Source organism: Shewanella mangrovisoli (assembly GCF_019457635.1).
Lineage (GTDB): Bacteria > Pseudomonadota > Gammaproteobacteria > Enterobacterales > Shewanellaceae > Shewanella > Shewanella mangrovisoli.
In genome coordinates, this window is record NZ_CP080412.1 from 88,695 (window position 1) to 102,986 (window position 14,292).

Annotated in this window: 12 protein-coding genes, 1 tRNA gene and 3 rRNA genes; 13 read left to right on the plus strand and 3 right to left on the minus strand. The window is 48.6% G+C overall.

Features of this window, described 5'->3' with window-relative positions; translation table 11 throughout:
* Positions 1-9 precede the first annotated feature (9 nt).
* On the minus strand, positions 10-516 hold the full coding sequence (gene def, locus K0H60_RS00375; protein ID WP_011620865.1) for a peptide deformylase: 507 nt from the start codon (positions 514-516) through the stop codon (positions 10-12).
* 125 nt (positions 517-641) lie between these two features.
* Between def and K0H60_RS00380 the strand changes: the two genes are divergently transcribed.
* The 6 genes from K0H60_RS00380 to hemF all read left to right on the plus strand — a co-directional run bounded on the left by K0H60_RS00380 (position 642) and on the right by hemF (position 5,692).
* Entirely contained in the window at positions 642-1,766 is a 1,125-nt protein-coding gene (locus K0H60_RS00380) for a LysM peptidoglycan-binding domain-containing protein (protein WP_220056920.1), read from the plus strand.
* Positions 1,767-1,777: 11 nt separating this feature from the next.
* On the plus strand, positions 1,778-2,866 hold the full coding sequence (gene dprA / locus K0H60_RS00385) for a DNA-processing protein DprA (RefSeq protein WP_491573771.1): 1,089 nt from the start codon (positions 1,778-1,780) through the stop codon (positions 2,864-2,866).
* A 2-nt stretch (positions 2,867-2,868) separates the two neighbouring features.
* The gene (locus K0H60_RS00390; protein WP_011715328.1) at positions 2,869-3,345 is read left to right on the plus strand and encodes a DUF494 family protein; all 477 of its coding nucleotides are present in this window, start codon (positions 2,869-2,871) and stop codon (positions 3,343-3,345) included.
* Between the two features lie 122 nt (positions 3,346-3,467).
* A complete protein-coding gene (locus tag K0H60_RS00395) occupies positions 3,468-4,031 on the plus strand; it encodes a DNA topoisomerase family protein (protein WP_220056922.1) in 564 nt (187 codons plus the stop codon).
* Between the two features lie 138 nt (positions 4,032-4,169).
* The gene (gene tsaC / locus K0H60_RS00400; RefSeq protein ID WP_220056923.1) at positions 4,170-4,736 is read left to right on the plus strand and encodes an L-threonylcarbamoyladenylate synthase type 1 TsaC; all 567 of its coding nucleotides are present in this window, start codon (positions 4,170-4,172) and stop codon (positions 4,734-4,736) included.
* A gap of 29 nt (positions 4,737-4,765) precedes the next feature.
* Positions 4,766-5,692: an oxygen-dependent coproporphyrinogen oxidase gene (hemF, locus tag K0H60_RS00405; RefSeq protein WP_220056924.1), complete on the plus strand. Its 927-nt coding sequence runs from the start codon at positions 4,766-4,768 to the stop codon at positions 5,690-5,692.
* A gap of 16 nt (positions 5,693-5,708) precedes the next feature.
* On the opposite strand, the gene K0H60_RS00410 is transcribed toward hemF, so the two are convergent.
* Positions 5,709-6,146, minus strand: a complete 438-nt coding sequence (locus K0H60_RS00410; protein ID WP_220056925.1) for a group II truncated hemoglobin — start codon at positions 6,144-6,146, stop codon at positions 5,709-5,711.
* 170 nt (positions 6,147-6,316) lie between these two features.
* On the opposite strand from K0H60_RS00410, the gene aroE reads away from it, so the two are divergent.
* On the plus strand, positions 6,317-7,195 hold the full coding sequence (gene aroE, locus K0H60_RS00415) for a shikimate dehydrogenase (protein WP_220056926.1): 879 nt from the start codon (positions 6,317-6,319) through the stop codon (positions 7,193-7,195).
* Between the two features lie 20 nt (positions 7,196-7,215).
* Positions 7,216-7,491: a DUF1488 family protein gene (locus K0H60_RS00420; RefSeq protein WP_220056927.1), complete on the plus strand. Its 276-nt coding sequence runs from the start codon at positions 7,216-7,218 to the stop codon at positions 7,489-7,491.
* Positions 7,492-7,547: 56 nt separating this feature from the next.
* On the opposite strand, the gene K0H60_RS00425 is transcribed toward K0H60_RS00420, so the two are convergent.
* Positions 7,548-8,096 carry a gamma carbonic anhydrase family protein gene (locus tag K0H60_RS00425; RefSeq protein ID WP_220056928.1) on the minus strand — a complete coding sequence of 183 codons (549 nt, stop codon included), beginning with the start codon at positions 8,094-8,096 and terminating at the stop codon, positions 7,548-7,550.
* 527 nt (positions 8,097-8,623) lie between these two features.
* Between K0H60_RS00425 and K0H60_RS00430 the strand changes: the two genes are divergently transcribed.
* From K0H60_RS00430 to K0H60_RS00450, 5 genes are all read left to right on the plus strand, one after another.
* Positions 8,624-10,166 (plus strand): 16S ribosomal RNA (locus K0H60_RS00430).
* Between the two features lie 309 nt (positions 10,167-10,475).
* A 23S ribosomal RNA gene (locus tag K0H60_RS00435) occupies positions 10,476-13,364 on the plus strand.
* A 130-nt stretch (positions 13,365-13,494) separates the two neighbouring features.
* Positions 13,495-13,610 (plus strand): 5S ribosomal RNA (rrf, locus tag K0H60_RS00440).
* The 16S, 23S and 5S rRNA genes sit together here with 1 tRNA gene alongside, the layout of an rRNA operon.
* A 30-nt stretch (positions 13,611-13,640) precedes the next feature.
* Positions 13,641-13,717, plus strand: a tRNA-Asp gene (locus tag K0H60_RS00445).
* A 306-nt stretch (positions 13,718-14,023) separates the two neighbouring features.
* The gene (locus K0H60_RS00450) at positions 14,024-14,278 is read left to right on the plus strand and encodes a YkgJ family cysteine cluster protein (protein ID WP_011624688.1); all 255 of its coding nucleotides are present in this window, start codon (positions 14,024-14,026) and stop codon (positions 14,276-14,278) included.
* Positions 14,279-14,292: the final 14 nt, after the last annotated feature.

Here is a 14,292-nt window from a genome sequence, read left to right on the forward strand (position 1 = left end):
TCCTAATGCTTATTTGGCGTCCTGTCTGGCCGCTTTTTCAAGTTTCTGTTTGATCCGTTGGCGCTTCAATGGCGACAGGTAATCGACAAATAACTTACCTTTCAGGTGATCCATTTCATGCTGAATGCAAATAGCAAAAAGCTCATCGGCTTCAACGGTGAATTCATTACCGTGTCTATCCAGTGCCTTAACGGTAACAAACTCGGCACGGTCGACCTTGGCATAGATACCAGGGACCGACAGACAACCTTCTTCGTTACAGAAATCACCGCTACTGGCGATAATTTCGGGATTGATAAAGACTTTAGGACGATCGACCTCGTCTTGTAAATCCATCACGATCAGTTGTTTATGATAGTCGACTTGGGTTGCTGCCAGACCAATCCCTTTTTCTTGGTACATGGTCTCGAACATATCATCGATTTGTGTTTGCAACTCAGCAGTAAACTCTGTGACCGGGGTCGCTTGAGTTCGCAATCTTTCATCGGGAAAGCGTAAAACTTTTAATAGTGCCATACTTAAACTCTTAACAAGTCTGTCAAATCTCAATCAGTTGGTTATACTGACTGAGGCTAATGGGCTAATTTTAATCTTTAGTGCCTATCAATAACAGTAAAAGCTCGATTTAAGAGCTAAACAACATGGACCGCACCATGAAACGGCTAATTTTACTTGCGTTAATGACATTTAATTGCACGTTGGTTTCCGCTGATACTCTCACGCTGAAAGCAGGGCATCCTGAGTCATATGTGGTAAAGAAGGGCGATACCCTGTGGGATATCTCGGCAACCTTTTTAAATGACCCTTGGAAGTGGCCACGTTTATGGGATGTTAACCCCCAGATTGCTAACCCTCATTTAATTTACCCCGGCGATCAGCTCACTTTAGTCTTTATCGATGGTCAACCCAGATTAGTGCGTAATGGTGCTAACGAGGGAAAACCCCATATTCGCAAAACCCCTGAAGGACGCGTGATTGCTAAGAGTAATGCGGTTCCTGCGGTTGACTTAGCGTTAATCCAAAATTATCTCGTGCAAAACCGTGTGGTGGATGCCGACTGGTTTGCACAGCAACCTATGGTGCTCGCGGGTGAGAGTCCTTCACGTCACCATGTGGTTGGCGATGTGATTTATATCGATAGCGAACTGCCTTTAAACCAAAAGCTGGGTATGTATGAACGCGGCCGAGACTTCTTCAATAAACAAACGGGCGAAGCATTAGGACAAGAAGCGATTCTGGCATCTACTGGCCAAGTAATTGAATCAGGCAAAGTGTCTAAGGTCAAAATCCTCAGCAACTACCGTGAAACCAAGGCGGGTTTTAGGGCGTTGCCGATGGAAGATGAAGCCTTAATGTCTGCCTATTTTACGCCAAAACCTGCAGAGCTTAAGACACCTGCGACAGTGCTAGCGATTGAGTCGAAAATGCGTGAGGCGGGTAAGCTGAATGTGGTGTACTTAGATAAAGGCACGCAGGATGGTGTTGAGCCTGGTGAAGTGTTCTCCATTTACCGCGATGGTGAAGAAATCGTGATCAACAACGATGGCCAACCCGTACCTGCAGCCGAGCGCACCGCTTATGATAATGTGGTGGCGTCACTGTCGTCAGATCGCGCCATCAAGATGCCCGATATTTACCATGGCAAACTCTTAGTCTTTAAAGTGTTTGATAAAGCGAGCTTAGGTTTGATTGTCTCGACTGAACGTTCTGTACGTGTCGACGATAAATTAATTGCGCCAGACTCCTTAGCCTTTAGAGGTGAATAATCCCTGAACATTTGGTCGATTGGTTAATTGTTAATGCGGTATCTGGGCTAGGACCCGCTCGGACACAACAATTATTAACGCACATGGATGTGGACGACCTCAGGCAAAGATTGGAGCATGAGAGGCACTCGCTCCCATTGTCTGACAATCTACTCCATAGCTTAGTCATTGATTATCAAAGGGTCGATGCCGCCCTTGAATGGCAACAGCAGTCTGAACTGCATCACCTCGTTTGTTTTACCGATCCCCTTTATCCTCCATTACTCAAACAGTTACCTGATCCTCCAAGCGTCTTATTTATCAAAGGCTGTGCTGAGGCGTTGTTGCTCCCATCGCTCGCGATAGTCGGGAGTCGTAATGCATCTCCCGGTGGATTACAGGTTGCCTATCTGTTAGCTCGAGAGATGTCTGCGCTAGGATTTAGTATTTGTAGCGGCATGGCGATAGGGATTGATGGCGCCGCCCATAAAGCCTGTGTTGACCATGGAGGAAGAACGCTTGCCGTGCTCGGAACCGGGATTGATATTATTTATCCGCGTCGACATAAGCAGCTTTATGAGGATATTCAGCACCAAGGCTGTATAATAAGCGAGTTTTGGCCGGATATAGGGCCATTTGCGGGCAATTTCCCGAAACGAAACCGCATTATTAGCGGTCTTTCTTTAGGTACGCTGGTGGTTGAGGCTTGCCGTAAGAGTGGTTCACTTATCACCGCTAGGTTGGCCATGGAGCAGGGGCGTGAGGTCTTTGCGGTTCCGGGCTCGATTCTCGGCGGCTTTCATCAAGGCTGCCATGATTTATTGCGGGATGGGGCAAAACTTGTGGAGAGTGCGGCCGATATAGTGGAAGAGCTGGTAAGTTTGACGGCTTTTCACCTTGAAGAAGTCAACACTCGCCACCATATACAGCAAGGTGAGATTTGTGATTTGCCATTTTCATCGCTGTTAGCTAGTGTAGGTTATGAAACTACAACAATTGATGCTGTAGTCGAACATAGTGGGAAAACGATAGATCTGGTGTTAGAACAAATGCTTGAACTTGAGTTGCAAGGTTGGGTTGTTGCAGTACCCGGTGGTTACGTCAGAGTAAAGAGGAGCTAGCCATGTTTGATATCCTCATGTATCTATTTGAAAACTATGTTCACAGTGAAGTTGAACTGTTAGTGGATGAAGACGAGTTAACCAAGGAACTCACTCGTGCTGGTTTTCACCAGTCAGAGATTTTGAAAGCATTAACTTGGTTGGAGCGTCTGGCTGAGTTGCAGGAAAGCGATAAGCCTTACCTGTGCAATCATGATCAGCATTCATTTCGGATTTACACCAAAGAAGAAATGGAAAAGCTGGACGTGGAATGCCGTGGATTCCTGCTATTTTTAGAGCAAGTGAAAGTGCTGAATGTCGAAACCCGTGAAATGGTGATCGACAGAGTCATGGAACTCGATGAGCCTGCCTTGATCCTCGAAGATCTTAAGTGGGTGATTCTGATGGTGCTCTTTAATGCGCCCGGCCATGAGTCCGCCTATGAGCAAATGGAAGATTTAATTTTTGAGCAGCCTGAAGAAGGTCGGCTACATTCTTAAGCGTTGCGATGTGATGAATAATGAGAAAGGAGGCTAGCCCTCCTTTTTTGATGCCATAAGCTTGTTAATACCTGTGTGGTGAGTTATCTGCGGATTAGACGCAATGACTGGTGGTAATGATTATGTCTAAGATCGATGAACAACTATTTAGTGCCCATGAGCACGCACTGGAAAAAGAATACGAGCTATGCCCAGAGTGTGGCAGCAAGTTGTCGGTAAAACATAGCAAACATGGGAGTTTTATTGGTTGCAACAACTATCCCACCTGCCAATATACCCGTCCTTTAGTGCAGCATGAATCGATTGAAACCCAAGTGATTGAAGGTTCCAAGTGTCCCGAGTGCGGGCATGAGCTGGCGGTCAAATCGGGGCGTTTTGGTATCTTTATCGGTTGCACTCAATATCCCAGTTGTACCCACATAGAAAGGCCTGATCAGGAGAGTGATAAACCTGAGGTGGCATGTCCCGAATGCAAAACCGGCAAGCTTGAGCATCGTACCAGCCGTTTTGGTAAGAGTTTTTATGCCTGTAGTGCGTATCCCAAATGCAAATTCATCGTGAATTATCCTCCCGTTGCTGAAACTTGCCCGAGTTGTGGCTTTGGTATTTTAGTCGAGCGCAAAGGGGCCGCGGGGATGCGTTTAGAATGTCCGCAAAAAAGCTGTAAATACAGACGCGCGCTTTAGTGTGATCTGGTTCTAAAGATTTGGTCGTATAAACACCCTTGGGTATAATCCCCCATCGACCACGGATGGGGTGGCCAAGCGCTAAAAAAGCCAAAACGTGTTTGTAGAAATCGATTCAATTCATAAGGTGATATTAAGATGTTACAGCTGCACCCATCTGAAATTAAAGACATAGTGCTAAACGGTGGCGTTATCGCCTATCCCACTGAAGCCGTTTATGGTTTGGGCTGCGATCCAGACAACGACACAGCCATCCAAAAATTACTCGCGGTAAAGCAACGTCCTTGGCAGAAGGGGCTTATCTTAGTGGCGAGCGAGTTTTCCCAATTAGTGGATTATGTCGATGAGTCACAGCTGAGCGCCGAGCAACTCGAGTTTGCCTTTTCTAAATGGCCTGGTCCCTTTACCTTTGTAATGCCGATTAAGCCGCATGTTTCGCGCTATCTATGTGGTGAGTTTGATTCTATCGCCGTGCGTGTTTCCGCCCATGAAGGAGTGCGCGCCCTATGCCAGGCCTTAGGTAAACCACTGGTCTCGACTAGCGCCAATTTAGCCGGCGAAGATCCCGCACTCAGCGCTGATGAAATTCTTAATGCCTTTGAGGGTAAGATTGATGCCTTAGTGTTAGGGGCATTAGGCGAACAGCGTCAACCCTCCACCATTATTGATGCCCGCAGCGGTAAGATATTACGTAACGGACAATAACTGATTTATAACGCAAAGGATAAAAGCAGATGAGCGTGCCAGATGCGACAGTGGTAAAAGCATTTTTACTCGATCTACAGAATCGAATTTGTGCGGGTCTTGAGCAGTTGGATGGGCAAGCAAGCTTTGCGGCCGATTCATGGACGCGCACCGAAGGCGGTGGCGGTACCAGTCGTGTATTAACCCAAGGTGCGGTGTTCGAGCAAGCCGGAGTGAACTTTTCCCATGTAACAGGTGCGGCCATGCCCGCATCGGCAACGGCTCATCGCCCAGTATTGGCGGGTCGTAGTTTTGAGGCCATGGGCGTTTCTTTAGTGATTCACCCTAAAAATCCTTATATTCCAACTACCCATGCTAATGTGCGTTTCTTTATTGCCCATAAAGACGGTGCGGATCCCGTTTGGTGGTTTGGCGGCGGTTTCGACTTAACGCCTTACTATCCTTTCGAGGAAGATGTACGCGAGTGGCATCAAACCGCTAAAAATCTGTGTCTGCCCTTTGGCGACGACGTATATCCTAAATATAAGAAGTGGTGTGATGAGTATTTCTTCCTGCCACATCGTAATGAAACCCGTGGTGTGGGCGGATTGTTTTTCGATGACTTGAACCAAGCAGGCTTCGATAAGAGTTTCGATTTTATGCAGGCGGTGGGGAATGGCTTCTTAACCGCTTATGCGCCGATTGTTAAGCGCCGTAAAGAGACGCCCTATGGCGAGCGTGAGCGTGAGTTCCAGTTGTATCGTCGCGGCCGTTATGTTGAGTTCAATCTGGTATACGACAGAGGTACCTTGTTTGGTCTGCAAACCGGTGGCCGCACTGAATCCATTTTGATGTCAATGCCGCCACTGGTACGCTGGCAATATGCTTATACGCCAGAGGCGGGTAGCCCTGAGGCAGATCTCTACGATAATTACCTCAAGCCTCGAGATTGGGTAGGTATAAGCACGCTACTATGAGTCGCGTAATCGTACTTTACTGATTACGCATATGATCAGCCAGAGTGGAAATCGCCTCATAGATAGCGGCGCGATGCTCTGGCTTTTTTATGTGTTTTTCAATGGCAAACTTCATGCAAAATAGCCATTGATCCCGCATTGTCTCATCTACAGCGAAGGGCATATGCCGAGCGCGTAATGCGGGATGGCCATACTTTTGCTGATATAACTGCGGACCGCCGAGCCAGCCACTTAAAAATTCATAGAGCTTTTGTTCCGACTCCGCAACCGGCGCACGGTGAATTGCGAATAAGGCTTGTGTTTCTTCTGAGCTTGCCATTTTCTGATAGAAACTATTGGCAATTGCGCGGATCACTTTGTCGCCACCAATTAAATCATAGGCATTAGACTGATTCGGATCCCTGTCATCCGGCGCACTTGTGTGTTTACTAAAAATCTTTTTAAGCCAGTTCATAGGTCTAACTGCACTGCATCTACAATATTGATGCGCGCATTATAGCCTGAATGCCACTGCGAAACAGGGGGCTAAAGTCAGGTACAACAACTTAGACTCGCCATTAAGCTGTGCTACCGCCTAAAAGCACGCTAGACTGCAAGCCACTCACAGCCAATAGAATCCCGCAGATGACAGATATGCCCTCAGTAACTACGCCAGTGCTTGATCGATATGCCGTGTTTGGCAATCCGATAGGTCACAGTAAATCGCCCTTTATTCATGGACAGTTTGCGTCTCTTACACAGCAGACTTTGAGTTATGAAGCGATTCTGGCGCCCATAGATGGTTTTGAAGCGAGTTTACGAGCATTTTTTCAGGCGGGAGGAAAGGGCGCGAATGTGACTGTGCCCTTTAAAGAGCAAGCCTTTGCCCTCTGCGACAGCTTAAGTGCCGAAGCGACATTGGCGGGTGCGGTCAATACTCTAAGCTTGTTGGCCGATGGCACTATTTACGGTGATAACACCGATGGTCTGGGGCTGGTGGCCGATCTTGTTCGCCATCTCGGCAGTTTGCAGCATAAGCGGGTACTTTTGGTGGGGGCTGGCGGTGCGGCGCGCGGCTGTATCTTGCCATTGCTTAAGGCCGAAGTGGGTCAACTGGTCATCACCAACCGAACCCAAAGTAAGGCACAGGCCTTAGTGGATATTTTTAGCCAAGTACAAGAAGGGCGCTATAGCGATAAACTCCAGGCTGTATCGATGCCAGAGTTGTCGGGTGAGTTCGATTTAGTGATTAACTCGACCTCAGCGAGTCTAGCGGGAGAGTTACCGCCATTACCACGGTCCATCATAGGCAACAAAACGGCTTGCTACGATATGATGTATGGCGCCAAACCAACGGCATTTAATCAATGGGCTTTGCAACAGGGCGCAGCGCAAGTGGTTGATGGACTGGGTATGCTTGTCGGTCAAGCGTCGAAGAGTTTTGCACTCTGGCGTGGTGTCGAGCCAGATACCTCAGGAGTGCTTAAATTGCTCAGGGACAAACTACAGGCCGACGCGCAATAGTGGCTCAAGAGGAAGATAAGATGAATCAGAGTATTTTATTCCCCGATCTGCAACATTGGGATGAAACCCAAAAACACATTTGCTTTATTGCCCAGCAGCAGGGAATGAGCATTAAGTGCTATATCAGCGCGCAGAAGCTGGCGCAGTTAAATGATTTTTCGCCTCAGCCTAATAGCGATGAAGCGGCTGCCATGTTAGCGCTATTTGATGCGGTGCGATTCGATGCGGAAGAAATGGCAGAAGCCTTAATTGAAGCAGAAGAGTTTGATGAGTTTGGCGCAGTACACTTAGGCTAAGTACAACATAAGCAAGATGGCAGCTTAAATTCTGCCATCTCGATTTAATAGAAACATTACTCTGGCTGAGGTTCCGCCAAGTATTCGTTTTTCAAGCGCACATAGTTATCCGCGGATTCAGGTAAAAACTTCAATTCTGCTTCGGTTAAAGGTCGCGCCTGTTTTGCTGGGCTGCCGACATATAAGTAGCCGCTCTGCAGCACCTTACCTGGCGGTACTAGCGAACCCGCACCTAAAATCACATCGTCTTCTAATATGGCGCCATCGAGGATAATCGCGCCCATTCCCACTAATACACGATTGCCAACCTTGCAGCCATGCAGCATCGCCTTATGCCCAATCGTCACATCATCACCAATGATCAATGGATGACCGTCAGGACGAGAGGCGGATTTTCGGGTCACGTGCAATATGCTGCCATCCTGCACATTGGAGCGCTTACCAATACGAATGTGGTTTACGTCACCACGCGCCGCCACCATAGGCCAAATGCTGGCGTCTATATCTAAAGCGATATCGCCAACGAGTACCGAAGCAGAGTCTACATACACATTATCGCCGAGTTGTGGATGAATCCCTTGGTAAGTTCTGAGTGGCCCTGACATAAAAAAGTCCCTAATTGAGTGGTTTTTCGCATTATAAAGGCTAAAAACTGACTGGTCAGGTCAAATATCCAACGAACAGTGTAAAAAAGCTAATTATCTTTAAATTAGGGGTTGCACAAAAAGTTCTGCTGCCTATAATGCGCATCCACTGACACGGCAGACAGCGAAAGCAACTGCGGTTACAGTGCGAATCGAATGCAAAATGTGCAGTTGATTCGAAAGCGCCAAGAAGTTTTTAAAAACGCCTTGACGCGACAAGGGAAATGCGTAGAATACGCAGCCCTGACCCGCTGAGCGGTAACGTGAAGTGAATGGTCAAATGCTCTTTAACAATCTAAACAAGAAATCTGTGTGGGCACTCACAGGTGTTGAGTTAATCGAAATTACTCTGCCATTTGGCGAGTAATCAAAATTTACATCAATGAATGAGTGTTCATAGCAATATGTACAGTTTGTTTTGACTTCGAGTTGAAACAACAAATCAGAATTCATTGAGTCGTTTAACGCGAGTTAAACAAAAAAACTTTTAATTGAAGAGTTTGATCATGGCTCAGATTGAACGCTGGCGGCAGGCCTAACACATGCAAGTCGAGCGGCAGCACAAGTAAGTTTACTTATGAGGTGGCGAGCGGCGGACGGGTGAGTAATGCCTAGGGATCTGCCCAGTCGTGGGGGATAACAGTTGGAAACGACTGCTAATACCGCATACGCCCTACGGGGGAAAGGAGGGGACCTTCGGGCCTTCCGCGATTGGATGAACCTAGGTGGGATTAGCTAGTTGGTGAGGTAATGGCTCACCAAGGCGACGATCCCTAGCTGTTCTGAGAGGATGATCAGCCACACTGGGACTGAGACACGGCCCAGACTCCTACGGGAGGCAGCAGTGGGGAATATTGCACAATGGGGGAAACCCTGATGCAGCCATGCCGCGTGTGTGAAGAAGGCCTTCGGGTTGTAAAGCACTTTCAGTAGGGAGGAAAGGTTGTAAGTTAATACCTTGCAGCTGTGACGTTACCTACAGAAGAAGGACCGGCTAACTCCGTGCCAGCAGCCGCGGTAATACGGAGGGTCCAAGCGTTAATCGGAATTACTGGGCGTAAAGCGTGCGCAGGCGGTTTGTTAAGCGAGATGTGAAAGCCCCGGGCTCAACCTGGGAATTGCATTTCGAACTGGCAAACTAGAGTCTTGTAGAGGGGGGTAGAATTCCAGGTGTAGCGGTGAAATGCGTAGAGATCTGGAGGAATACCGGTGGCGAAGGCGGCCCCCTGGACAAAGACTGACGCTCAGGCACGAAAGCGTGGGGGAGCAAACAGGATTAGATACCCTGGTAGTCCACGCCGTAAACGATGTCTACTCGGAGTTTGGTGTCTTGAACACTGGGCTCTCAAGCTAACGCATTAAGTAGACCGCCTGGGGAGTACGGCCGCAAGGTTAAAACTCAAATGAATTGACGGGGGCCCGCACAAGCGGTGGAGCATGTGGTTTAATTCGATGCAACGCGAAGAACCTTACCTACTCTTGACATCCAGAGAATTCGCTAGAGATAGCTTAGTGCCTTCGGGAACTCTGAGACAGGTGCTGCATGGCTGTCGTCAGCTCGTGTTGTGAAATGTTGGGTTAAGTCCCGCAACGAGCGCAACCCCTATCCTTATTTGCCAGCGCGTAATGGCGGGAACTCTAGGGAGACTGCCGGTGATAAACCGGAGGAAGGTGGGGACGACGTCAAGTCATCATGGCCCTTACGAGTAGGGCTACACACGTGCTACAATGGCGAGTACAGAGGGTTGCAAAGCCGCGAGGTGGAGCTAATCTCACAAAGCTCGTCGTAGTCCGGATTGAGTCTGCAACTCGACTCCATGAAGTCGGAATCGCTAGTAATCGTGGATCAGAATGCCACGGTGAATACGTTCCCGGGCCTTGTACACACCGCCCGTCACACCATGGGAGTGGGCTGCAAAAGAAGTGGGTAGCTTAACCTTCGGGAGGGCGCTCACCACTTTGTGGTTCATGACTGGGGTGAAGTCGTAACAAGGTAGCCCTAGGGGAACCTGGGGCTGGATCACCTCCTTACCTATACGACTAACTCGATGTTTGTTGAGTGTTCACACAGATGGCTTGTTGAACTTCTCGAAAGGGAAGGGAGAGCGAAATGCACCGCTTGCCGGTAAGCATTGTTCTTTAACAATTTGGAAAGCTGATAGTAATTAATACAATGATGTCTGTCGTTGTGTTAATACGAAAAATTGAGTTCTTAAAACACTTTTTAAGTGTCTTGAATATTCAAGTCTAAGGCGAGTCCATCTTCTTGGTCGAAGATGAGACAAGTAAAACCAGCTGGTCGCAACGGCTCAAGTGATGTGAAACTCATTTGGGTTGTATGGTTAAGCGACTAAGCGTATACGGTGGATGCCTTGGCAGTCAGAGGCGATGAAGGACGTAGTAACTTGCGAAAAGCGTTGGCGAGCTAGTAACAAGCATTTGAGCTAACGATGTCCGAATGGGGAACCCGGCCGCATAAGCGGTCATCGTAACGTGAATACATAGCGTTGCGAGGCAAACGAGGGGAACTGAAACATCTAAGTACCCTTAGGAAAAGAAATCAACCGAGATTCCCCTAGTAGCGGCGAGCGAACGGGGATTAGCCCTTAAGTCAGAGGGGTGTTAGTGGAATGGTCTGGAAAGTCCAGCGGCACAGGGTGATAGCCCCGTACACGAAAACTAACCTTTGATGAAAACGAGTAAGGCGGGACACGTGATATCCTGTTTGAATATGGGGGGACCATCCTCCAAGGCTAAATACTCCTGACTGACCGATAGTGAACCAGTACCGTGAGGGAAAGGCGAAAAGAACCCCTGTGAGGGGAGTGAAATAGAACCTGAAACCGTATACGTACAAGCAGTGGGAGCGGTTCTTGAGACCGTGACTGCGTACCTTTTGTATAATGGGTCAGCGACTTACGTTTTGTAGCGAGGTTAAGCGAATAGCGGAGCCGTAGGGAAACCGAGTGTTAACTGCGCGTTTAGTTGCAAGGCGTAGACCCGAAACCCGGTGATCTAGCCATGGGCAGGTTGAAGGTTGAGTAACATCAACTGGAGGACCGAACCGACTAATGTTGAAAAATTAGCGGATGACTTGTGGCTGGGGTGAAAGGCCAATCAAACCGGGAGATATCTGGTTCTCCTCGAAAGCTATTTAGGTAGCGCCTCGGACGAACACCTTTGGGGTAGAGCACTGTTAAGGCTAGGGGGTCATCCCGACTTACCAACCCTTTGCAAACTCCGAATACCAAAGAGTGCTATCCGGGAGACAGACGGCGGGTGCTAACGTCCGTCGTCAAAAGGGAAACAACCCAGACCGTCAGCTAAGGTCCCAAAGTGTATGTTAAGTGGGAAACGATGTGGGAAGGCTTAGACAGCTAGGATGTTGGCTTAGAAGCAGCCATCATTTAAAGAAAGCGTAATAGCTCACTAGTCGAGTCGGCCTGCGCGGAAGATGTAACGGGGCTAAACATACCACCGAAGCTACGGGTGCAATCCATTAGGGTTGCGCGGTAGAGGAGCGTTCTGTAAGCCGTTGAAGGTGAAGGGGTAACCCACACTGGAGGTATCAGAAGTGCGAATGCTGACATGAGTAACGATAAAGGGGGTGAAAAACCCCTCGCCGAAAGACCAAGGGTTCCTGTCCAACGTTAATCGGGGCAGGGTGAGTCGACCCCTAAGGTGAGGCCGAAAGGCGTAGTCGATGGGAAACAGATTAATATTTCTGTACTTCCGCTAACTGCGATGGAGAGACGGAGAAGGCTAGGCTAGCGCGGCGTTGGTAGTCCGCGTTTAAGGTGGTAGGTGGGTGACTTAGGCAAATCCGGGTCACTATACACTGAGAGCTGATGACGAGTCCCCAAGGGGATGAAGTAGTTGATGCCATGCTTCCAGGAAAATCTTCTAAGCTTCAGGTTAGCGGGAATCGTACCCCAAACCGACACAGGTGGTCGGGTAGAGAATACCAAGGCGCTTGAGAGAACTCGGCTGAAGGAACTAGGCAAAATGGTACCGTAACTTCGGGAGAAGGTACGCTGCTGTTGGTGACGGGACTTGCTCCCTAAGCTGACGGCAGTCGCAGATACCAGGTGGCTGCAACTGTTTATCAAAAACACAGCACTGTGCAAAATCGCAAGATGACGTATACGGTGTGACGCCTGCCCGGTGCCGGAAGGTTAATTGATTGGGTTATCGCAAGAGAAGCTCATGATCGAAGCCCCGGTAAACGGCGGCCGTAACTATAACGGTCCTAAGGTAGCGAAATTCCTTGTCGGGTAAGTTCCGACCTGCACGAATGGCGTAATGATGGCCACGCTGTCTCCAGCCGAGACTCAGTGAAGTTGAAATTGCGGTGAAGATGCCGTATACCCGCGGCTAGACGGAAAGACCCCGTGAACCTTTACTATAGCTTGGCACTGAACATTGACCCTACATGTGTAGGATAGGTGGGAGACTTTGAAGCGGGAACGCTAGTTCTCGTGGAGTCGTCCTTGAAATACCACCCTTGTAGTGTTGATGTTCTAACTTGGGCCCCTAATCGGGGTTAAGGACAGTGCCTGGTGGGTAGTTTGACTGGGGCGGTCTCCTCCCAAAGAGTAACGGAGGAGCACGAAGGTTGGCTAAGTACGGTCGGACATCGTACGGTTAGTGCAATGGCATAAGCCAGCTTAACTGCGAGACAGACACGTCGAGCAGGTACGAAAGTAGGTCATAGTGATCCGGTGGTTCTGAATGGAAGGGCCATCGCTCAACGGATAAAAGGTACTCCGGGGATAACAGGCTGATACCGCCCAAGAGTTCATATCGACGGCGGTGTTTGGCACCTCGATGTCGGCTCATCACATCCTGGGGCTGAAGTCGGTCCCAAGGGTATGGCTGTTCGCCATTTAAAGTGGTACGCGAGCTGGGTTCAGAACGTCGTGAGACAGTTCGGTCCCTATCTGCCGTGGGCGTTGGATGATTGAGGGGAGTTGCTCCTAGTACGAGAGGACCGGAGTGAACGAACCGCTGGTGTTCGGGTTGTCATGCCAATGGCATTGCCCGGTAGCTATGTTCGGAATCGATAACCGCTGAAAGCATCTAAGCGGGAAGCGAGCCCCAAGATGAGTCATCCCTTGGACTTTAAGTCCACTAAAGAGCCGTTCGAGACTAGGACGTTGATAGGTCAGGTGTGTAAGCGTTGTGAGGCGTTGAGCTAACTGATACTAATGACTCGAGAGGCTTAACCATACAACCCAGATGGGTTTTGCTAAGAGTACTTAGCTTGAATACAAACACTTAAGAAGTGTAACTCAAACCAGCTTTCCGAATTTAATTTACTGCCTGCGTGAGATAAGACGGGTAGTGAATAACAAATTTGCTTGGTGACAATAGCATTGTGGTCCCACCTGATCCCATCCCGAACTCAGAAGTGAAACGCAATCGCGCCGATGGTAGTGTGGGGTCTCCCCATGTGAGAGTAGGTCATCGCCAAGCACCTAATTTGGTCAATGACCAGACAGAGTTGGAGCGGTAGTTCAGTTGGTTAGAATACCGGCCTGTCACGCCGGGGGTCGCGGGTTCGAGTCCCGTCCGCTCCGCCAACACAAAGAGATAAGCCTCATCGAAAGATGAGGCTTTTTTCGTTTACACGCTGGATAAATCTGCTCAGACTCATTTTCAGCGGTGTTTTACTCTGTCTCATTTATGTAAGTTATTCTGAAACCACTCTTTTTATTAAAAGGGTTTAGCGGTTTTCTTTATGATAGACTGCTAGTTTTTACGGCTGGACAGGTCAGTTTTTCATTTGTGGGTGAGGTGGTTGTGCGCCACTTGGCAGTATTGAACTGTGTTTCTGCCCTCAGATAAATTAAACGGTATAATGTTTACCAATTTTTACGAGTAATAAAATGAATTGTCGTCTAGGTTGCGGTGCTTGCTGTATTGCACCTTCAATCAGCAGTGGGATCCCTGGTATGCCAAATGGTAAGGCGGCTGGAGAGCGCTGTGTGCAGCTCAGTGATGACAATTTATGTTTGATTTTCGGCTCGCCTGATCGTCCTGCGGTTTGTAGTGATTTTGAAGCGTCTTTAGATGTCTGTGGGGATTCAAACGAAGAGGCGCTCTGGTTGATCACAAACCTTGAATCTCAAACATCTCAATAGTTTATTGCTGACAG